The sequence below is a fragment of the Pseudaestuariivita rosea genome (assembly GCF_017592335.1).
Classification (GTDB): domain Bacteria; phylum Pseudomonadota; class Alphaproteobacteria; order Rhodobacterales; family Rhodobacteraceae; genus Parasulfitobacter; species Parasulfitobacter rosea.
Window position 1 is genome coordinate 34,397 of sequence record NZ_JACNMP010000013.1, and the last position, 20,627, is coordinate 55,023.

The 20,627-nt window shown below is 55.5% G+C and carries 21 protein-coding genes; 8 read left to right on the forward strand and 13 right to left on the reverse strand.

Going from position 1 to position 20,627, the window contains the following annotated elements; translation table 11 throughout:
* The first annotated feature begins 1 nt into the window (after position 1).
* From H7848_RS10575 to H7848_RS10590, 4 genes are read left to right on the forward strand one after another with little or no spacing between them, the layout of a single operon-like run.
* Positions 2 to 445 carry a GNAT family N-acetyltransferase gene (locus H7848_RS10575; RefSeq protein WP_208350974.1) on the forward strand — a complete coding sequence of 148 codons (444 nt, stop codon included), beginning with the start codon at positions 2 to 4 and terminating at the stop codon, positions 443 to 445.
* A complete protein-coding gene (locus tag H7848_RS10580) occupies positions 442 to 1,359 on the forward strand; it encodes an ABC transporter permease (protein ID WP_208350982.1) in 918 nt (305 codons plus the stop codon). Before H7848_RS10575 ends, H7848_RS10580 begins: the two co-directional genes overlap by 4 nt.
* Positions 1,356 to 2,192 (forward strand): ABC transporter permease, encoded by an 837-nt coding sequence (locus H7848_RS10585; RefSeq protein WP_208350983.1) that lies wholly within the window; start codon positions 1,356 to 1,358, stop codon positions 2,190 to 2,192. The genes H7848_RS10580 and H7848_RS10585 overlap by 4 nt, the downstream gene beginning before the upstream one ends.
* Before the next feature lie 15 nt (positions 2,193 to 2,207).
* Positions 2,208 to 3,188 (forward strand): ABC transporter substrate-binding protein, encoded by a 981-nt coding sequence (locus H7848_RS10590; RefSeq protein ID WP_208350989.1) that lies wholly within the window; start codon positions 2,208 to 2,210, stop codon positions 3,186 to 3,188.
* Positions 3,189 to 3,308: 120 nt separating this feature from the next.
* Here the strand turns inward: H7848_RS10590 and H7848_RS10595 are convergent, their stop codons facing one another.
* The 8 genes from H7848_RS10595 to H7848_RS10630 form a co-directional block, all read right to left on the reverse strand.
* A complete protein-coding gene (locus tag H7848_RS10595; protein ID WP_208350991.1) occupies positions 3,309 to 3,881 on the reverse strand; it encodes a hypothetical protein in 573 nt (190 codons plus the stop codon).
* Positions 3,882 to 4,009: 128 nt separating this feature from the next.
* A complete protein-coding gene (locus tag H7848_RS10600; RefSeq protein ID WP_208350996.1) occupies positions 4,010 to 5,413 on the reverse strand; it encodes an FAD-binding oxidoreductase in 1,404 nt (467 codons plus the stop codon).
* Between the two features lie 51 nt (positions 5,414 to 5,464).
* Positions 5,465 to 6,520 (reverse strand): TRAP transporter substrate-binding protein, encoded by a 1,056-nt coding sequence (locus H7848_RS10605; protein WP_208350998.1) that lies wholly within the window; start codon positions 6,518 to 6,520, stop codon positions 5,465 to 5,467.
* A gap of 23 nt (positions 6,521 to 6,543) precedes the next feature.
* A complete protein-coding gene (locus tag H7848_RS10610; RefSeq protein ID WP_208351000.1) occupies positions 6,544 to 8,010 on the reverse strand; it encodes a TRAP transporter large permease in 1,467 nt (488 codons plus the stop codon).
* Positions 8,010 to 8,654: a TRAP transporter small permease gene (locus H7848_RS10615; RefSeq protein WP_208351003.1), complete on the reverse strand. Its 645-nt coding sequence runs from the start codon at positions 8,652 to 8,654 to the stop codon at positions 8,010 to 8,012. The genes H7848_RS10610 and H7848_RS10615 overlap by 1 nt, the downstream gene beginning before the upstream one ends.
* Positions 8,655 to 8,704: 50 nt before the next feature.
* A complete protein-coding gene (locus H7848_RS10620) occupies positions 8,705 to 9,196 on the reverse strand; it encodes a flavin reductase family protein (protein WP_208351006.1) in 492 nt (163 codons plus the stop codon).
* 23 nt (positions 9,197 to 9,219) lie between these two features.
* Positions 9,220 to 10,119 carry an aldo/keto reductase gene (locus H7848_RS10625; protein WP_208351012.1) on the reverse strand — a complete coding sequence of 300 codons (900 nt, stop codon included), beginning with the start codon at positions 10,117 to 10,119 and terminating at the stop codon, positions 9,220 to 9,222.
* Positions 10,119 to 11,276, reverse strand: coding sequence for an LLM class flavin-dependent oxidoreductase (locus tag H7848_RS10630; RefSeq protein ID WP_208351014.1), 1,158 nt, complete (start codon positions 11,274 to 11,276; stop codon positions 10,119 to 10,121). Before H7848_RS10630 ends, H7848_RS10625 begins: the two co-directional genes overlap by 1 nt.
* Positions 11,277 to 11,375: 99 nt before the next feature.
* Between H7848_RS10630 and H7848_RS10635 the strand changes: the two genes are divergently transcribed.
* Both H7848_RS10635 and H7848_RS10640 read left to right on the forward strand, forming a co-directional pair.
* A complete protein-coding gene (locus H7848_RS10635; RefSeq protein WP_208351026.1) occupies positions 11,376 to 12,074 on the forward strand; it encodes a GntR family transcriptional regulator in 699 nt (232 codons plus the stop codon).
* Positions 12,075 to 12,089: 15 nt separating this feature from the next.
* On the forward strand, positions 12,090 to 13,178 hold the full coding sequence (locus H7848_RS10640) for a Gfo/Idh/MocA family protein (RefSeq protein ID WP_336512085.1): 1,089 nt from the start codon (positions 12,090 to 12,092) through the stop codon (positions 13,176 to 13,178).
* 118 nt (positions 13,179 to 13,296) lie between these two features.
* On the opposite strand, the gene H7848_RS10645 is transcribed toward H7848_RS10640, so the two are convergent.
* From H7848_RS10645 to H7848_RS10655, 3 genes are all read right to left on the reverse strand, one after another.
* Positions 13,297 to 13,686, reverse strand: coding sequence for a hypothetical protein (locus H7848_RS10645; protein WP_208351031.1), 390 nt, complete (start codon positions 13,684 to 13,686; stop codon positions 13,297 to 13,299).
* 197 nt (positions 13,687 to 13,883) lie between these two features.
* Positions 13,884 to 14,999, reverse strand: coding sequence for a site-specific DNA-methyltransferase (locus H7848_RS10650; RefSeq protein WP_208351034.1), 1,116 nt, complete (start codon positions 14,997 to 14,999; stop codon positions 13,884 to 13,886).
* 89 nt (positions 15,000 to 15,088) lie between these two features.
* Positions 15,089 to 15,721, reverse strand: a complete 633-nt coding sequence (locus tag H7848_RS10655) for a ribonuclease HII (protein ID WP_208351060.1) — start codon at positions 15,719 to 15,721, stop codon at positions 15,089 to 15,091.
* A gap of 118 nt (positions 15,722 to 15,839) precedes the next feature.
* Here H7848_RS10655 and parE point away from each other — a divergent pair, with 118 nt between their 5' ends.
* A complete protein-coding gene (parE, locus tag H7848_RS10660; RefSeq protein ID WP_208351062.1) occupies positions 15,840 to 17,801 on the forward strand; it encodes a DNA topoisomerase IV subunit B in 1,962 nt (653 codons plus the stop codon).
* A gap of 713 nt (positions 17,802 to 18,514) precedes the next feature.
* Positions 18,515 to 19,390, forward strand: a complete 876-nt coding sequence (locus H7848_RS10670) for a hypothetical protein (RefSeq protein ID WP_208351064.1) — start codon at positions 18,515 to 18,517, stop codon at positions 19,388 to 19,390.
* A gap of 17 nt (positions 19,391 to 19,407) precedes the next feature.
* Here H7848_RS10670 and H7848_RS10675 read toward each other — a convergent pair whose 3' ends face one another.
* Together H7848_RS10675 and H7848_RS10680 are read right to left on the reverse strand one after the other, a co-directional pair.
* On the reverse strand, positions 19,408 to 20,064 hold the full coding sequence (locus H7848_RS10675; protein ID WP_208351066.1) for a glutathione S-transferase family protein: 657 nt from the start codon (positions 20,062 to 20,064) through the stop codon (positions 19,408 to 19,410).
* An 11-nt stretch (positions 20,065 to 20,075) separates the two neighbouring features.
* Positions 20,076 to 20,444 carry a DUF1428 domain-containing protein gene (locus tag H7848_RS10680; RefSeq protein ID WP_208351068.1) on the reverse strand — a complete coding sequence of 123 codons (369 nt, stop codon included), beginning with the start codon at positions 20,442 to 20,444 and terminating at the stop codon, positions 20,076 to 20,078.
* Positions 20,445 to 20,627: the final 183 nt, after the last annotated feature.

Here is a 20,627-nt window from a genome sequence, read left to right on the forward strand (position 1 = left end):
AATGCTGTTGATGCGGTCAGAGCGGGTGCGGGCAGGGCGGGCGCGGGATGCGGTGTCTTGTGCCAGGATCCTGAACGATTGGATCGACGCGACCCCCTGGATGCCGCGCATACATACGCATCAGGGGGTTCGGCAGTATTTTCAGGATATCATGTTTCCGCAGCAGCAGATTTTTGTGATCGGGCGCCCGGTCAGCGGTTTTCTGGCGCTGACGGCCGATGATCTGATTGCGGCGCTTTATGTCTCGAAGCCGGGGCAGGGGCTGGGACGCAAACTGTTGTCGCATTGTAAAAGCATGCGCGTGCGGCTGCGGCTTTGGACTTTTGAACAGAACCAAGCTGCGCAGCGGTTTTATTTAAGGGAAGGTTTCAGTGAAACCCGCCGCACAGACGGTGATAACGAGGAAAAACTGCCCGACATTCTATATGAATGGAGCCGCGAATGAGGTCGATCGTACCCGTTCTGACCGTTGTCGCCGCGATCATCGGGCTGTGGTACGCGGCCGTGATCCCGATGAACATCAAGGAAGCCTTGATGCAGGCCGAACGGGCAGGGGCCGAGGTGACGCCAGCATCGGCCCGCGACCGGCGGGATGCTGCGGCCCTGGGGCTGGTCATGCAGAACAGCTTTGCCATCGGCGCGACCTTTGATCAGGATCGCCCCCGTTTGCCAGCGCCGCATCAGGTCATGGCCGAACTGTGGGACACTACGATTGACAAACGCATCACCAGCAGGCGGTCCCTAGTCTTTCACGCGTGGGTGACACTAAGCGCGACTTCGCTGGGCTTTGCCATCGGCACCGGTCTTGGCATCCTGCTGGCTGTGGGGATCGTGCACAGCCGGGTGATGGACCTTAGCGTCATGCCCTGGGCCATTGTCAGCCAGACGATCCCGATCATCGCCATTGCGCCCATGATCATCGTCGTTCTGTATTCCATCGGAGTGCAGGGGTTGCTGCCCAAGGCGATCATCAGCGCCTATCTTAGTTTCTTCCCCGTGGTCGTCGGCATGGTCAAGGGTCTGCGCAGCCCCGATGCGATGCAGCTTGATTTATTGCGCACCTATAGTGCCACGAAAACCCAAAGCTTTTTCAAGCTGCGCCTGCCCGCCTCGATGCCATACCTGTTCGCCTCGCTGAAGATCGGCATCGCGGCGTCGCTGGTCGGGGCCATCGTGGGTGAACTGCCGACCGGCGCCCAAAGCGGCCTGGGCGCGCGGATGCTGACGGGCAGCTACTATGGCCAGACGATCCAGATTTGGTCGGCGCTGTTTGCTGCAGCTATCGTCGCAGCTGCGCTGGTCGGATTGATCGGCCTGATCCAAAGGCTGACCTTGCGGCGCATGGGGGTCACGGCGTGACGGTCACCCTGCAACTTCTGATCGTCTGGGCCATTGGATGGGGCGGCAATGTGGCCTTGTCACGCTCGGGCCACCCGGTGGCCAGACCGCTGGTGCCGGTAATCTTTGGCGTCACTCTATTGATACTATGGGAGATCGCCGTCCGCGGCTTCAACGTGCCGGGGGTCATCCTGCCTGCGCCCTCGGACATCGCGGCGCGGTTCGCGACCAGCCTGCCGATCCTGTGGGCCGATCTTGTGCAAACCTTCTTCAAAGGCGCGCTGTCGGGCTATGCCATCGGCTGCGGCGCGGCGTTTCTGACCGCCATCGCTGTGGACCGATCAGGCTTTCTGCAGCATGGGCTGCTGCCCGTGGGCAATTTTATCGCCGCCCTGCCGATCGTCGGCACCGCGCCCATTTTGGTCATGTGGTTTGGCTTTGACTGGGAATCAAAAGCCGCCGTCGTCACAATCATGGTCTTCTTCCCCATGCTGATCAACACCGTCGCCGGACTGCAGGAAACGACGCCCATGCAGCGCGACCTGATGGCGACCTATTCGGCCAGCTACACCCAAACCCTGATCAAACTGCGCCTGCCTGCTGCCATGCCCTTCATCTTCAATGGGCTTAAAATTTCAACAACTCTGGCACTTGTGGGGGCGATTGTTGCTGAATTTTTCGGCTCACCCACTGTTGGTATGGGCTTTCGCATATCTACATCCGTCGGCCAGCTTGCGCTTGATATGGTCTGGGCAGAAATTGTGATGGCCGCTTTGGCCGGCTCGGCCTTTTACGGGGTGATCGCGGCAATAGAAAAGGGGGTCACGTTCTGGCACCCCTCACAACGGGAATAACAAGGAGGTACAATAATGAAAAAACTACTGATGACAGTCGCTTGCGCGCTTTGCGCCACGGCGGCCGCGGCCCAGGACGAGGTTCGCCTGCAACTGCAATGGGTCACACAGGCGCAATTCGCAGGTTACTATGTGGCGCTGGACAAAGGGTTTTATGAGGAAGAAAACCTCGATGTTACCATCCTGCCCGGCGGCCCCGATATCGCCCCGCCGCAAGTGCTGGCCGGTGGCGGCGCGGACGTGATGCTGAACTGGATGCCCTCGGCCCTGGCTGCGCGCGAACGTGGGCTGCCGGTCGTGAACATCGCGCAGCCCTTCAAGACCTCGGGCCTGATGCTGACCTGCTGGAAAGACACCGGCATCACATCGCCCCAGGATTTCCGCGGCAAGACCATCGGCGTCTGGTTCTTTGGCAATGAATACCCGTTCCTAAGCTGGATGAGCCAAGAGGGCATTCCGACCGAAGGCGGTGAAGACGGCGTGACCGTCCTGAAACAGGGCTTCAACGTTGACCCGCTGCTGCAACGCCAGGCCGATTGCATCAGCACGATGACCTATAACGAATACGGCCAGGTACTGGATGCGGGCGTGGGCGAAGACGAACTGGTGACCTTCAAATACGAAGATCAGGGCGTCGCGACGCTGGAAGACGGCATGTATGTGCTGGAGGACAGGCTGGATGACCCCGCCTTTGTCGACAAAATGGTCCGCTTCGTCCGCGCCAGTATGCGTGGCTGGAAGTACGCCGAGGGAAACCCAGATGAGGCCGCCGAGATCGTGCTGGACAACGACGCCACCGGTGCCCAGACCGAGGCCCACCAGAAACGCATGATGACTGAGATCGCCAAACTGACTGCGGGTTCGAACGGCGCGCTGGATCCGGCCGACTTCGACCGCACGGTGCAGACCTTGCTGGCCGGTGGTTCAGATCCGGTGATCACTCAGGAACCCGAAGGGGCCTGGACCCACGCCATCACGGATCAGGCGTTGAATTAGAACAAAATATGGTCCGGAAGCAGTTCGAAAGCTCCGGACCATCCTGCGCATCCCGGACTTGATCCGGGACCTAACCGCTACATCTCGAAAATATTTCCAGCAAATTCGCTGCCATACCTGTCAGCTGTTCTTTTTAAATAGTCCAAACAGGCCACGAGATTTTGGTCTGGAAGACGCCGCGCGGGCTTGCAGGTCCGCCATCATCGCATCGATGGCTTGTGAAACGTCATATGGTTCTGTGACGGGAATCTGCGACCAGTCAATCTGTAACCACCACATGTCGTTTCCCTGTGGGTCGGTGACCTCTCCGGCACTTCTGGTAATGGCGGTGCTATGCATATGAAGATGAAACACCGCCAGTTTGGCGTTCTCTCGTGTATACAGTTTCTGATCCAGTTTGTTACGGATATCCGTCAGTTGAGGAATAAGGAAATTCAGTTTCCCTTCCAATGCTCCCTCGACACTGGCGCAGAGGGGTGACAGCCCAAATCCGCTTCCCAAAGCGGTCTGTTTGACACTGTCGGGCGCGGCGCGAAGTGCAGCCACAGTCTGAATGTCTTCGTAAAGAGACATTTTGTTTCCTTTGGACTGGAACGCCAGTCCTGCGGTATTGAGCAAATCTGCAAATTTCGCGTCGTTGTAGATCTGTTGCGGAAATATATCTTCAATGTGGAAGTTATAATTCAGAGACATGCTTGTTCCTTTTTTATATGCAAAATGTGTAAATTACACATTTAGTTTGATCCATTTGCTTGAAAATGTGCATTTTACACATTTATTGGGGCTTATTTTCTGGAAAATGTGCAAATTGTACATTCGCCTCAAAGGGCTACGATCTTGCCCGGGTTCATGATGTTGTGCGGGTCCAGGCTGCGTTTAATTGTGGCCATGATATCTGTTGCGGGGCCTAATTCTTTCTTTAGATACAACATCTTACCCTGACCAATGCCGTGTTCGCCGGTGCAGGTGCCCTGCATCGAGATCGCCAGGTCGTTCAGCCAGCCGATGAACTCATCGGCCTTCGCGACCTCATCCGCGTTGTCCTTATCGATCAGCAGCAGCGTATGGAAATTTCCGTCCCCGGCATGTCCCACGATTGGCGCTAAGATATTCATTTCATTTAGCTTTTCTTGCGTCGCCGTCACACATTCGGCCAGCCGCGAAATCGGCACGCAGACATCCGTTGCCAGCCCCTGTGCGTCCGGCCGCAACTGCATACAGGCCCAATAGGCATCATGCCGTGCCTGCCAGATTTTCGTGCGTTCTTCGGCACTTACGGTCCATTCAAAGCCGTGGCCGCCCATGTCTTCGGCGATTTCACCGAAAATGGCGGCTTGTTCCGCGACCGATGCCTCGGATCCATGAAATTCCAGCAATAACAATGGGGTATCCGGCAGGCTTAGCTTGGAATACGCATTGACGGCCTGAATGGTCAACTGATCGAGCAGCTCAATCCGCGCCACCGGCACGCCATACTGGATCGTCGCAATCACCGCCTGACACGCCGCGTCTATGTCAGGAAAGCTGCACATGGCCGAGGACATGGCCTCGGGTATCCCGTTGAGTTTCAAGGTTAATTCCGTGATCACCCCAAGCGTGCCCTCGGACCCGATCAAAAGCCGGGTCAGGTCATAGCCTGCCGAAGACTTGCGGGCACGGCCGCCCGTGCGGATGATCTGCCCATCGGGCATAACCGCTTGAAGCGAAAGGATATTATCGCGCATCGTGCCATAGCGCACCGCATTCGTCCCCGACGCCCGGGTCGAGGCCATACCCCCCAAGCTGGCATTCGCGCCCGGATCAATCGGAAAAAACAACCCCTGATCGCGCAAGTAGGTATTAAGCTGGCTGCGCGTCACGCCCGGTTGCACGACACAGTCCAGATCCTGCGCGTTGACCGCCAATATCTGGTTCATCTGGCTCAGGTCCACCGACACGCCGCCGCCCGGTGCATTCACGTGACCTTCCAGCGATGTGCCCGTGCCGAAGGGAATGACCGGCACGCGATGTTCGGCGCAAATCTGAATGATATCAGAGACTTCCTGGGTACTATGCGCAAAAACCACAGCATCAGGCGCCTGATTGGTCAGCCAGGTTGTGGTATGCCCGTGCTGATCGCGGATCGCCTGACCCAACTGCAGCCGGTTACCGAAACGTTGCTTCAGGATCGCGGTCGCAGTTTCGATCGCGGTCTGGTTCCGGGGCAGGGTGGTGACTTGGGCCAAGGTATCCTCCGAAACTGGCGCGCACCTGAAATGATGCGCGCCAAGCCTTTGTTATTGCAGGTCTTTCATGCGTGCATCGTTGATCTCGGCCTCTGCCTCGGCCACGGCGGTTGTCATCGCCTCAAAGATCCGCTCACCGCCATCAACATTGGCTTTGAACCAGTCAAAGACGGGTGCGGCAGCTTCGCGGAATGCGGCTTTTTCTTCGGGCGTGGGCACATAAAGATCGCCGCCACCGGCGACGAAATCCTCATAAGCCTGAATGGATTTCCGCTTGGGCGACGCGAACGTGGCCTGCTGAAGCGCATAGAAACCATCGACGACAACTCGACGCATATCTTCTGGCATGTCTGTGAACTTTTCATTCGACATCCACCACAGCGCGCCCATATAGGCGTGGCCGTCCAGCGTGATGTATTGCAGACCGGCATCGGGGAATTTCATGCCCATGATGTCGGTGATGCCGTTTTTCGACCCCTCGACAACGCCGGTTTGCAGGGATGTGAACAGTTCGGGCCATGGGATCGGCGTGGGCGAGGCACCAAGGGCGCGCACCAGTTCCTGCGGCAGGTCGGCGACGACGGTGCGGATTTTCAGACCTTCCATATCTGACGGCTGCGCGATACGGCGTTCGGTGTTGGCAAAATTGCGCCAGCCGCCGGTGTTACCGATGGTCATCAGACGGATCGCATCGCCGGAATCCGCCATCGCCATCTCGCGCATGGTGCGGACGAAATCGCCCGATAGAACATGTTCTGCAATGCGGTCGTCGGCCATCAAATAGGGCAGGTCAAGTACCTGAACATAAGGGAAAATTCCCGCAGCACCGCCCGAGGTCGACACATAGATGTCAATCGATCCATCCGCCACGCCCTGCAGACACTCGGTGCCATTGGCGCACAGTTGAGTGCCCATGAAAATCTCAACCTCAATGGCGCCGTTCGAGGCGGATTCGACATAGTTCTTGAAAACAACCAGACCGTCATAGTCTTCGTCATTCTCATTCGAATTCGCAGTGGCCCGCAGGGTATATTCCTGCGCATGGGCGGCAAATGGTGCGGCCAGAAGCCCCGCAACCAGAAGCGATTTTGTTAGGGTTTTCAGCATGTTGTCCTCCCTCGTGACGCTGATTAATCGACGAATCCCGTCAGACGCGGAACTGTCATGGATATTGCCGGGAAATATGTGATCAGGAAAATGACGAATATTTCAACGGCAAGAAATGGCAAAATGGCCTTGGCGATGGTTTCGACCTTTTCCCGACTGACGGTCGACGCCACAAACAGCACCAGCCCCATGGGCGGCGTAGCCAGACCGACCGTCAGGTTGACCGACATGATGATCGCGAAATGGACCGGATGCACCCCCAGTTCGGTAAAGATCGGCGCCAGGATCGGACCCAAGATGATGATCGCAGGGCCAGCATCCAGGAACATGCCGACGATGAACAGCAGGATGTTGATCAGGAACAGCAGGATCAGTGGGTTTTCGCTAAGCGTCAGAATGAAGTCGGTCAGGATCTGCGGGGCGAAGGACAGCGATACGACAGTCTTGAACGCCACCGCCGCGCCCACCAGCAACAACACGGCCGAGGATGCCATGGCAGACCGTGCCAACACGCTGTAAAGATCATTCATCCGCATCGACCGTAATACGAAAAAGCTGACTACCAGCGCATAGGCAACGGCAATGGCCGAGGCCTCGGTCGGGGTGAAAACGCCCACCAGGATACCGCCCAGAATGATGATCGGGGTTTGCAGCGGCGCGACGGCCTTTTTGCAGATCAGGCGGAAATCATGGCTGACCGCCTGTCGATAGCGCATCAGCAACACATGGGCTATGGCCAGCATCAGCAGGAACAGGATGAATTTGCCCAAGCCGTCCAGTTGATACCCCGCCAGATTGCGCAAGGGGATTGTCAGGGCATAAAGGATGCCGCCGAAATTCAAACGCAGCAGCAACAGGGAAATCCAATATTCGACCGTGCTGATCTGCTGATCTTTGGTGACGATCCGTTCGGCCTTGGGCAGATCATACTTGTCAGCCATCAGGTTGACGACTGCCATCAGCCCGACCCCTGCCAGAAACAGCGCCGCCACGCTTTCGCCCATCACATACGCATAAATGATCATGATGCCCGACGGCGGGATGATCGGGCCAATGACGGATGACGCGGCGGTGACGGCGGCGGCGAATTTGCGAGTGTATCCGTTTCTCTCCATCGCGGGGATCAACGTTGAACCCAAAGCCGAGGTATCGGCGACCGCACTGCCTGACATACCTGCAAACAGGATCGACGACAGGATGTTCACATGGGCCAACCCGCCGCGCAGATGGCCCATGAAGGCCTGGCTGAATTCGATCAGGCGCGTTGTGATGCCGCCGCGGTTCATAATCTCACCGGCCAGCATGAAAAAGGGCAGGGCCATCAAAGGCGAGCCATTCACACCATTGAAAACATTCCGATAAAGCAATCCAAGATCGCGTGTTGACCCGTCTGCAATGATCAACGCGCCCGATGAGGCCAGCATCGCAAAAACGATCGGAACGCCCAAAGCAATCAGAACCAGAAATACCGGAACCAGCCATAGCAGCATCAGTCGGCCCCTTCCGCCATAGCAAGGGGTTTCAGCCGGTCCTGCCCACCCAAGATCGTGATGATCTGGCGCAGGATTAGTTCAAGGTTAACGATGAACATCAGACAGAAGCCAATAAAGAGCGATAAGAACGCCCACCAGTTGCGAAACCGCAGTGACTCGCCGCCGACCCAATCCAGCGGAATGCGCAGCGAGGACATCGAAGACAGCGTACCACGGCCCATCAATGAGTTGATGTTGTCCCATCCCAACCTGATGCCGTAAATGATGACGACCATCGCAAGACACATCAGGATCAAAGTCAATATCGCCGAAAAGAGGCGCGGCAATATGCGTTCCAGAATATCAACGGACACAAAACCGCCGTAGCGATACGCCATGGGTGCAATCAGACCTATCATCCAGACCATCAGAAAAAGGGCCGCTCCTTCTGACCAGGACAATGCCCCGTTTGGCATGCCGGCCCAGATATATGTTCTGATCTGATCAAACAGCCAGCTTTGACCAAGGTAGCGAAAGAAGACCTGCGCCAGTATGGCAAAGACCATTGTCAGCAATGCCAAAGCCGCCAACGCCTTGCTGATGCGCAGGATGAAGTCGTTAAACAGTTGCAAGGGCGTTAACAGCCCAAACAACAGCGCCATGGCGCGTCCTCCCATAGTGGTCCTTTGGTGGACCTTTTAACTATCGGGCGTTACAGCCCGTTCGTAAAGCAGCCATATTCGCCGCCGGAAAAAACCAATGGCGCGCCGTCGCGCAGGGCGGCCCGTGTGACACGGCCCAGGATGATCAGGTGATCGCCCGCGTCATGGGTCGTTTCAAGCTGGCATTCAAAGCGCGCCAGGCAGCCACCGATCAGCGGCACGTTGTGTTCGTTTTGGGTGACCTGCAGGCCGTCAAAGGCTGAAAGAGATTTCGCAAAACCGCCGCAAATGGGCTGCTGTTCCTGACCCAGAACATGGATGGCGAAATGCGGCGCGGTTTCGAAATACTTGAACCTGCGCGATGATTTGGCAGGCGACCACAGCACCAACGGCGGGTCCAGCGATACACTGGCAAAGCTGTTTGCGGTGATGCCGATGGGGCCGTCACCTGAGGGAACCGTGACGATTGTAACACCGGTTGCAAACCGTCCAAGCGCGTCGCGAAAGGCGCGTTGATCTGCATCCGGCTGAAATATCTGCATAAATCCCCCCTGACCGCCGTCCACTACGGTACCTCGTTACCTAGGGCCGCGGTGTAAAGATCAAACCAGGTTTCGCGGTCCATCTGCACGGTGAAGGCGTCGGAAAACTGTTTGATCCGGTCCAGATTGTTTGTGCCCATCACCGGGATGATCCGCGCAGGATGCGCCAGCAGCCAGGCCACCGCGACGGATGCGATATCGGTGCTGTTGCTTTGCGCGACGTCGGCCAGCTTGGTCCGCAGGGCAGGATCGGCATCGGTGCCCCGCATCAGGCTGCCACCGCCCAAGGGCGACCAGGCCATCGGCGGCACGCCACGTTCCTGCAGATACGCGATATCGCCGTTGGTGAAGGGGCTGTGTTGGGCCAGACTGATTTCGATCTGATTGGTGACCAACTGATTTTTCATCGCCGATTGTAACAACGTCCAGTCGTGCAGCTTGAAGTTCGACACGCCCACCGTCCGCACCTTGCCGCTGGCCACGACTTCGTCCAGCGCCGCGCCCGTTTCGTGGTGGTCCATCAACGGATCGGGCCGGTGGATCAGCAGGCAATCGATCTGCTCAATATTCATATATTCTAGCGAGTTATCGACCGAAGCTAAGATATGTTCGCGTGACGTATCATAGTATTTCACACGACGTCCCGCGTATTTACCAATGGGTGCAATGATATCGCATTTCGTCACGATCTCCATCTGGTCGCGCAGATGCGGCGCGGCTTTCAGCGCAGCGCCCAGCAACGCCTCGGCCCCGTAATCGCCATAGATGTCAGCCTGATCAAAGGTCGTCAGGCCCTGTTCCAGACAGGCCTCAATCTTGGCCTGCACATGGGCAGACGAGGTATCGCTGTCATAGGCCAAGCGCCACATCCCATAGACAATACGGCTAAATTCCAGATCATCGGTCAGCTTGATACGTTCCATTAGCGGCGCTCTCCTACGCCCAGTGGCGTGGCTGGTGTTTGGGATGGGATCCTGCCGTAAACCTCGGGCAGGGAACAAGTTTTCAGGTTCGGCAAGACCCGTTGTCCAAATGATTTGCACTCATCGATATGCGGATAACCCGAGAAGATAAAGGCGCGAATGCCCATCTTCTGGTACTCTTCGATCTGTGTCATGATCTGATCGGTTGACCCCACCAGCGCCGCGCCGCATCCCGACCGTGCGCGCCCGACGCCCGTCCAAAGATGCGCTTCCACATATCCGAACTTATCCGCCAGCTCGCGGGCCTTGGCCTGATGCGCAACGCCCAGACTGATGCTATCATGGGCACGGTCGCGGATCAGCTGGCCATATTCGTCATTCAGCTTGCTGACCAGATGTTCGGCGTATTCTTTGGCCTCGACCTCGGTATCGCGCACGATCATATGCACACGCAGACCGTAATCCAGTGTACGATTGTACCTTGTTGCAACCTCGTTCACGGCCTTCATACGTTCGGCCAATTGTTCCTTAGGCTCAGGCCACATCAGATAGACGTCGCAGTGCTGGCCGCACAGCTCCAACGCCGCAGGGGAATAGCCACCGAAATACAAAAGCGGACCGCCATTCTGCTGATAGGGACGGGCTGGGTCGGTATTTATACCTTTGAAATCATAGATTTCGCCGTTGTAGTTGATTTCATCCTGCGTCCAGGCCTGTTTCAAAATTTCAACGACTTCGCGGGACCGTTGATAGCGATAATTGCTTTCAGCCACCTCACCCGGAAAGTCGGAACTGATCACGTTCAGAGTCAGGCGACCTTTCAGCATATGATCCAGCGTGGCCACCGTGCGGGCCAGCATGATGGGCTGCATTTCACCGCAACGAATTGCGGCCAACATGTTGATTTTGCTGGTCAAAGGGGCGCAACCGGCCACAAAGCTCAAGGTATCCTGACCCACCTGATAGGACGATGGGCAAAGTATATTGCGAAACCCCTGTGCCTCGGCCTCAAGCAGAATATCGCGGCAATGGTCCCAACTTGACCGCAAAGCCCCATTGGGCACGCCCAGAAATTCATAGTCATCGGAACACAGCGCCGAAAACCACGATACCTCGGCCGCATTCAGGTCGGGTGACGTTATGGGCACAACGGTCATCGAATCTCCTCCCGGCTTCGATTTTTACCTTGCGTAGCATCCACTTTGATATGCATCAATACTATATCAATTTTCGGCCGCGAGAGGGAGGCGTGCCCGATGACCACTTCTTCAGCGTTGCCGAAGTATCTGCAGATCAGCGAAATGCTGATCCGTGAAATCGCGGCAGGCCATCTGCCCGAGGGCACCCGGCTGCCGCCGGAACGTCAGATGGCAGAACAGCATGGTATATCTGTCGGAACGCTGCGCAAGGCGCTTGGCGATCTTGAACAAAAGGGGCTTCTGCATCGTATTCAGGGATCTGGCAATTATATTACAGTTCAACCGGTTACGGATAGTATTTATTCTTTTTTCCGGCTCGAGCTGACCCAGGGCGGAGGTTTACCCACGGCCTGTGTGATCAGTGTCGACAGGTTGGTGAAACCGGTGGATTTGCCACATTTTGGCACCAGTGATGAGGCACATCGCATTCGTCGCCTGCGCAGTCTGAGTGGTGTGCCCGCGGCCCTTGAGGAAATCTGGCTGGATGCCAGTTATGCCCGCAAGATTGACGCAGCGGACCTGCTTGAATCGCTTTATCTTTTCTATAAAGGCCAGCTTGGTTTGATCGTAACACAGGTCGAAGACCGCATTGGCGTGGCCCCCGTGCCCGATTGGGTGCCCGATAAGTTCGGCATGTCAGCTAATGCGCCTGCGGGCTTTATCGAACGTATCAGCCGATCCCAAACCGGCCAGCCATGTGAATTTTCGCGCACCTGGTTCAACCCTGAAAAAGCGCGTTATATCAACCGCCTGTAAAACATGAGGACAGCAGTGAATACAGTCAGATACGGCATCATCGGATGCGGGATGATGGGGCGAGAGCATATTCAGAACATCGCGCTTCTGGACGGGGCCAAGGTGTCGGTGGTCTATGATCCCGTCGTTGATCTGGCGCAATCGGCGGCCGATCTGGCAGGGGGGGCAGCTGTGATGGGCACATTGGACGATCTGCTGGCCCATGACGCGCTGGATGCCTTGGTGATCGTCAGTCCAAATAATCTTCATGTCACGCAACTGCAGGCCATCGCGGATAAACGCCCGCTGCCGATCCTATGTGAAAAGCCACTTTATACCGATCCAACTGATGCGCCTGTGTTGCAGGCCTTTGGTCAGACCTACCCCGCGCCGGTCTGGGTCGCGATGGAGTATCGCTATATGCCGCCCATCGCTGCACTGCTGACCGAGGCGGACCAGATCACCGGCGGGATCAAGATGCTGACGATCCGCGAACACCGCTTTCCGTTCCTGCAAAAGGTTGGCAACTGGAACCGCTTCAACGCGCAAACAGGTGGGACTCTGGTCGAAAAATGCTGCCATTTCTTTGACCTGATGCGGCTGACACTTGGGTCCGAACCGGTACGTGTGATGGCCAGCGCCGGACAATCGGTGAACCATACGAATGAAGTCTATGACGGTCAGGTGCCCGACATCTGGGACAACGGCTATGTCATTGTCGATTTCGAAAACGGCGCCCGGGCGATGCTGGAATTATGCATGTTCGCCGAAGGATCTCGCTATCAGGAAGAAATCAGCGCCGTAGGGCCGAAAGGTAAGATCGAGGCGCTGGTGCCCGGTCCAACGCGCTTCTGGCCCGACAAACTGGGCGCACCGCCCGTGCCGAAACTGATCGTCAGCCCCCGCAGCCCCAAAGGCCCCGAGGTGCGCGAAATTCGCGTCGATCCAAATCTGCTTGAGGCAGGGGATCATAATGGATCGACCTTTTATCAGCACCTGCGTTTCCTTGATGTCGTGCGCGGACAGTGCAGGGTGGAAGTCACCCTGGACGATGGCGCCAAAGCGGTTGCCATGGGTCTGGCTGCGCAACAATCCGCGATCGAGCGCCGGGTGATTGAGTTGTAAGTCATTACTGCCTCGGTCATACTTTAGTATACGTTCTTAATGGATCGGCATTGCTTGCCATATCAGGCTTGTGAAAAAATTCGGGGTCTCAATGAATAATCGTATTAAGAAAACCTTATTATCGCTCTCTGCTATTTTCATAATGTCCCATGCACAGGCCGAAACTTCGGTGCCTGTCTAAAAAACTATGCCAATTATCAACGATTTCAGGAAAGACGATATCCTGAGCTACCGAGACGAATTTGCTTATCTGTTTGGTTTGATTGTGCGGCGGATTTACCGTGAACCAATCACTTTGCACTGTAATTTCCACATAGGCTAATACGATCTGCGCGTGGCGCAGGCGATTGCGGCTCGGGTGGCCGATGCAGGGCGCATTCTGGAAATTCCGTCGATTGAGTTTGGCGAAGACTACGACTCGCGCCTTGTCGAACATATGTTGGCCTCGGTCGCGGAGCGGCGAGATTGAGTAAGCAAACGCCAATGATTCGAGATCGCCTGCGAACAACTGCATACTCCGGGAGGATAGGGACGCGTTAAATTGAAGCCGGAGCAGAAAATAATGAAATTCGCCTGCTTAGCGAGCAGGGGGTAATTATACCAAGAAAAAACCCCGCCGTACGAAGCGGCGGGGTAAGTGAGTGCCATGTGTTTGGCCACAGGCACCGGCGGTAACCTTGATTACGAACTCGTAACAGGAGAAATCTAGTTGGGTCTTTCCGTCATTTCCGCCCGGATTTGTTGACGCAGCAGATCAATCGGGACCATCTTGCCATCGCGCTTGAAACACCAGTACGTCCAGCCATTGCAGCTTGGGGCGCCTTCCAGTTTAGCGCCGACCTGATGGATGGATCCTTTGACATCATCGCCAATCAGCGTACCGTCGGCGCGGATTTTGGCTTTGTGCCGACCATTCATGCTGAGCAGTTCTTCCCCTGGGCTAAGCATCCCGCGTTCCACCAGTTGGCCAAAGGGTACACGGGGTTCGGCACGTTTGGAGGTCGTGACCTGCAGCGCTTCTTTATCGAACTTGCGGATCTTTGACAGACGCTTTTCAGCGATGTTACGATAAGCCGCTTCGCGCTCAATTCCGATGTAATCGCGCCCAAGCATCTTTGCCACAGCGCCCGTTGTGCCTGTTCCAAAGAACGGGTCCAGCACCACGTCGCCCGGATTGGTCGTCGCCACCAGAACGCGGTGCAGCAGGCTTTCGGGCTTTTGCGTCGGATGCGCCTTTTCGCCCGCGTCATTCTTCAACCGTTCGTGGCCCGTGCAGATGGGAAGCACCCAGTCACTTCTCATCTGCACGCCCTCGTTCAGCGCTTTCAGCGCCTCATAGTTAAAGGTGTACTTGCTGGCCTCTTCCCGCGACGCCCAGATCAGCGTTTCATGTGCGTTGGTCAGACGTTTGCCGCGGAAATTCGGCATGGGATTTGACTTGCGCCACACCACATCATTCAGGATCCAATAGCCCGCATCCTGCAGGGCAGCCCCCACCCGAAAAATGTTATGGTATGAGCCGATCACCCAGATCGCCCCGTTGGGTTTCAGCAACCGACGTGCGGCCGCAAGCCAATCTTGTGTAAACTTGTCATAAGCGGAAAAACTTGAAAACTGATCCCAGGCATCGTCAACCGCATCCACGCGGGAATTGTCGGGTCGATGCAGATCACCCTTCAATTGCAGATTATAAGGGGGGTCTGCGAAAATCAGATCAATTGACCCTGCCGGCAGGGCGTTCATTTGGTCAATGCAATCCCCGTCAAGGATCGTGTTCAAAGGAAGCGCCGTTGCGCCCTTTTCGGTCTTGGTCGTCGTCATATCTGCCTCGTGTCCCCGGCGTGTTTTCACGCTCAGTTGTTGAAACAAACATGAGTCAAAGATGATTCGGCGTCAAATTCTTTTTTGAATCAATGACTTGCAATTTTTGCTTGATACAAGATATTGTGGACGGGCTTGAACGAACGTCTATGAACGGGGGTGACCCCAAGATTTTGAAGCGCGTCCAGATGCGCTTTTGTTGGGTATCCTGCGTTTTTTTCCCATCCATAGCCGGGGTGCTGTTGCGCTAAATCCACCATCAGTTTGTCGCGATACTGCTTGGCGACAATCGAAGCGGCGGCAATCGATAGTGATTTGCTGTCCCCTTTTACGATTGCTTCGGTCGAAATGGTCAGTCCGCGCGGGATCATATTGCCGTCAATCAGAACATAATCCGGTGGAATGGATAACGCGGCAATGGCACGTTCCATGGCCAGATGCGACGCGCGTAGAATATTGATCTGGTCGATCTCGGCGACACTGGCCTGGCCAATACCGATGTCGCCTTTGTCTTCAATCAGCGTTTTCAAAGCAGCGCGTTGTTTCGCGGTCAGTTTCTTGCTGTCATCCAAGCCTTTGGGCAGATCGTCTGGGTTCAGCCAGACGGCAGCGGCCACAACCGGCCCTGCCAGCGGGCCACGACCGACCTCGTCAACGCCAACAATGCGCCGAAAGCCATTTTTGCAGGCATCTTGTTCAAAACTGAAGTTGGGGCCGGTCATGATCGCGTGATATGCGGGATGATGTGGCCACGGCAAGCACATTCCTTGTGGTTCCTATTGCCGATATGATGTGGTCTAGGGTAGGTTGCTGACAAAACCTAGAGAATATGAGCAGCCCATGGCCAATGATTTCTTCTCCGCGCAGCCGGAGTCTCAGGATTACAACGCATCCTCAATCGAGGTGCTTGAAGGGCTGGAGCCCGTGCGCAAGCGACCCGGCATGTATATTGGTGGCACGGATGAACGTGCGCTGCATCATATGGTGGCCGAGGTGCTGGACAACTCGATGGACGAGGCCGTCGCGGGCCACGCCAACCGGATCGAGGTTGAGCTGCACGATGACTATGCGATCACGATCCGCGACAACGGTCGCGGCATTCCGATTGATCCGCATCCGAAATTTCCCGACAAATCCGCGCTTGAAGTGATCTTGTGCACGCTGCACGCGGGCGGGAAGTTCAGCGGCAAGGCTTATCAGACATCAGGGGGGCTACACGGGGTAGGGGCATCGGTCGTCAACGCGCTGTCAGACAGTATGACGGTTCAGGTCGCCCGCAACAAGGAACTGTACGAACAGCGGTTTTCCCGCGGTGTGCCCCTTGGGCCTATCGAAAAGATCGGTCAAGCGCCAAATCGGCGCGGCACGACAGTGACATTCCATGCCGATCCTGAAATCTTCGGGCAGCACCGGTTCAAGCCTGCGCGTCTGTTCAAATCGATCCGGTCCAAGGCCTATCTGTTTTCGGGTGTCGAAATCCGTTGGAAATCCGCGATCAGCGATGGTGAAACCCCACAAGAGGCCACATTCCACTTCCCTGGTGGTCTGTCGGACTATCTGTCGGAAACGCTTGGCAACGCCACGGCTTATGCCGACGCGCCTTTTGCAGGAAAGGTCGAGTTTCAGGAAAAATTCGGCGAACCGGGGTCAGTCGAATGGGCGATCAATTGGACGCCTGCACGCGATGGTTTTATCCAATCCTATTGTAACACAGTCCCGACGCCCGAAGGCGGCACCCATGTCACGGGCTTCTGGGCTGCGATCCTGAAGGGCATTCGTGCCTATGGGGAACGCATCAGCAATAAAAAAGCAAGCCTGATCACGCGCGACGATCTGATAACGGGGGGATGCGCACTGGTCAGTTGCTTTATCCGCGACCCGGCCTTTGTGGGCCAGACCAAGGACCGTTTGTCGACCGAGGCTGCGCATAAAATGTGCGAAGCTGCCGTGCGCGACCGGTTCGACACCTGGCTGGCCGCCGATACGAAATCAGCCGGTGCGATCCTTGATTTTCTGATTATCCGCGCCGAAGAGCGCCTGCGCCGCAAGCAGGAAAAAGAAACAGCACGTAAGTCGGCCACCAAGAAACTGCGCCTTCCGGGCAAGCTGACCGATTGTTCCGCCACATCGCGTGAAGGCACGGAATTGTTCATCGTCGAAGGCGACAGCGCCGGTGGATCGGCCAAGATGGCAAGGGATCGCAAAACACAGGCGCTGCTGCCTTTGCGTGGCAAAATCCTGAACGTGTTGGGGGCGGCGTCGAACAAGCTGTCGACAAATAACGAGATCAGCGATCTGACCCAGGCGCTTGGTGTGGGGCTTGGCAGCCGGTTCAACGTCGACGATCTGCGCTATGACAAGATCATCATCATGACCGATGCCGATGTTGATGGCGCCCATATCGCGTCGCTTCTGATGACGTTTTTCTTTACCCAAATGCGCCCGATGATCGACAAGGGGCACCTGTATCTGGCCTGTCCGCCGCTGTTCCGCGTCACCCAAGGCTCACGCCGCGCCTATTGCCTTGACGAAGCTGAACGGGATGAGGTTTTGGCGAAAGGGTTGGGCGGCAACGCGAAAATGCAGGTCAGCCGGTTCAAGGGGCTGGGGGAAATGGACGCAAAGGATCTGAAAGAAACCACGATGGACCCCGCCACCCGCAAACTGATCCGCGTCAGCATTGACGAAGACGAACCCGGCGAAACCAGCGACCTTGTCGAACGCCTGATGGGCAAAAAGCCTGAGCTGCGGTTCCAATATATCCAGGAAAACGCGAAGTTCGTTGAGGAATTGGATGTGTGATGCACTCTCAGCGAAACTGTACGGGGTAATTGTCAAAACTATTGCAAATGGTGCCCCCAGCATAGCAAAGAAGTCGCACATGAATGATTTCCGCGGTTCTGACTAAGTCTCAATATCCATTCTAAAAATCTTCTCTGACATTCATTCGGCTTGGATGACGCAACGGGCCATTTGCGTGGTAACTTGTGAAGCATGATATGGATTTGGTTGATCCTCGTTCCGTCGATGGTCCGGAATTATGTAGCAGAGTTTACTGTCTTGGCCCCCTAAACCTGTGCCAAAATTTGCTTAGTTTTTGGTGATAGTATTGATGGCGTGGAAACGTTATTCGGACGAAGATATTCTGCGGCTTTTGCGTGAGATTGAACGGCGCCCATGTCGGGTTCTGGGCGTGGCCCTAAGCACCTTGCAATACAAAGCGGTTTCCTTGATGTCGTGCGCGGACAGTGCAGGGTGGAAGTCACCCTGGACGATGGCGCCAAAGCGGTTGCCATGGGTCTGGCTGCGCAACAATCCGCGATTGAGCGCCGGGTGATTGAGTTGTAAGTCATTACTGACTCGGTCATACTTTAGTATACTTTCTTAATGGATCGGCATTGCTTGCCATATCAGGCTTGTGAAAAAAATCGGGGTCTCAATGAATAATCATATTAACAAAACCTTATTATCGCTCTCTGCCATTTTCATAATGTCCCATGCACAGGCAAACTTCGGTGCCTGTCTACAAAGATTATAACGGAAATCTGTTCTATGCACCCTATGAGATCATTCCAGATCATCCGCAGTGCAATGGCCCTGATAAGATAGCATTCCGCGCGCAGTTAACGGCCGAGGATGTCAATTTTCGGATTTATGACGTGGAAACACGTGACTTTGTCACTATCGCGCGGGGCAAAGACCCCAGCTACGTTCAGTCTAATTTCAAAAGATGTTTTCAAATTTTGCGCCGTGGCAGCGAGCATATGCGGATTGAAATTCCGTGCTCGGATGGTCAGACACGCCCACGTGTCCCGGCATTGCAAAAAATCATGGAAAACGAATCCAGCTTTGGCCTCAAGGGCGAGATCACGGTCTGTAAAACATTGCACGACTTAACGATACTGGACTCAAATTGGCAAACGGCAATTGTAACGAGCGAGAAGCGCACAACCGAAGAAGGGACTTTTGCTGAAGTGCCTGACGATTGGACGGCGCACCCCCAATACAATCGAAACTTAGATGGACAAGACATCGCCACACCCGATAACACCCCCATACTGAACATTCCAATTTGGTCGACGCTACACTATTTGGACCTTGACGTTCCGACATGGGCAACTCTTTATTACAATCCTGCCAACTTCAAGATGAGTTATCAGTCTTCAGAGGTAGGATATACTGCAGCACAGTTTCGCGCGACGTTGTCATGCATACCAGTTTATATTCAAGACAGTCCAACTGCGATAATGTTCGCCGATGCAACAATCTTTTTCAATTTAACGCCTGATACACCACAGACCTGTACATCAAAAACATGCGAGGGATTACGGCCTCCGCGTCCTCAAACACCATATGGTTTTGGTGAACGCTGTTTTCCCAAACTAAATTAAATCAGGAAACAGTAATATCATGCAGGCGCTGGTTCATTCTGCGCGAAGGTTTTCAGCTGCGCCTGCAGGGCCCTTTCAAAAGCGGGCCGTTCCAGGCATCGTGTCAGATATTGGGGCAGGTTGGTATATTGGGTAAAGACCGGTCGGTCTTCAATCCCGCGCAAGGTTGTTGCCATGATGATATCGGCCACGCTGAACCGACCGGTCAACCAGTCGCGGTCTTCCAGCCAGTTGGAAAGGGATTTCAGGCGCTTGTCCAGCAGGTGCTCAGAATGCGGTCGCGCCTGATCAACCCAGGGCTCACCCGCATGGAAAATATCGGGCAGCGTGTAGCGTTCTTTGATCGGTTCGATTGAGTTCAAACCGGCAAAGACCCAGGACTGCACACTTGCCGCCTCGGCCGCATCACGCGGGCGCAGGGCATCGGATTTTGCTGCGATATGCAGAACAATCGCGCCGCTTTCGAACAGCTCAACCTCATCATCGCGATAGGCGGGCACCTGCCCGAAGGGCTGCCATGACCGGTAGTCCACGCTGTTCTGATCATCCCCACGCAGCAGGTGAAGTTCGTAGGGCAGACCGGCTTCCTCAAGCGCCCAACGGGCGCGGATGTCTTTCACATAGCCCTGCGCAAACGGGGGCACCCAGGCAAATGCGCTGATTGTAATGGTCATGGCATCTGTACCTATGCTGACACTTTGGCGCGCATGTCGACCAGCGGTTCGAAGCCGCCCCACATCATGCGCATTCCGTCAAAGGGCATCTCGCCCATCTCTTGCATGCGGGGGTCCTGCATAATCTTGTCCCAGGCCGTGTCGCAGGTTTCTTTATCCGGCCATTCCATCCAGGAAAACACGACGGTTTCGTCGTCTTTCTTCTGAACCGCCATGGGAAAAGACGTGACTTTGCCATCGGGCACATCCACGCCCCAGTTTTCATTGCACGACAGGCATCCGTATTCTTCGAAAATCGGCCAACACGCCTCGGCATGCTTTTTATAGGTGGCCTTGTTCTGGTTCGGTACGGCCAGTAAAAATCCTTGGTAGTAAGACATAACCGCTCTCCTTTATTGGAATCGCTCGGCATATAAAGTGGTAAGAGCTTACCATGCTCAACAGCGCTTAGCTGCAGGAAACCGCGTTTCTGTCTTGCTCTGGGGCGCTGCCGCGCGTATCGTATGGTTATGAACGGAACCTGCATCATCTGCATTTGCATTACTATCTGACATCGTCAGGCG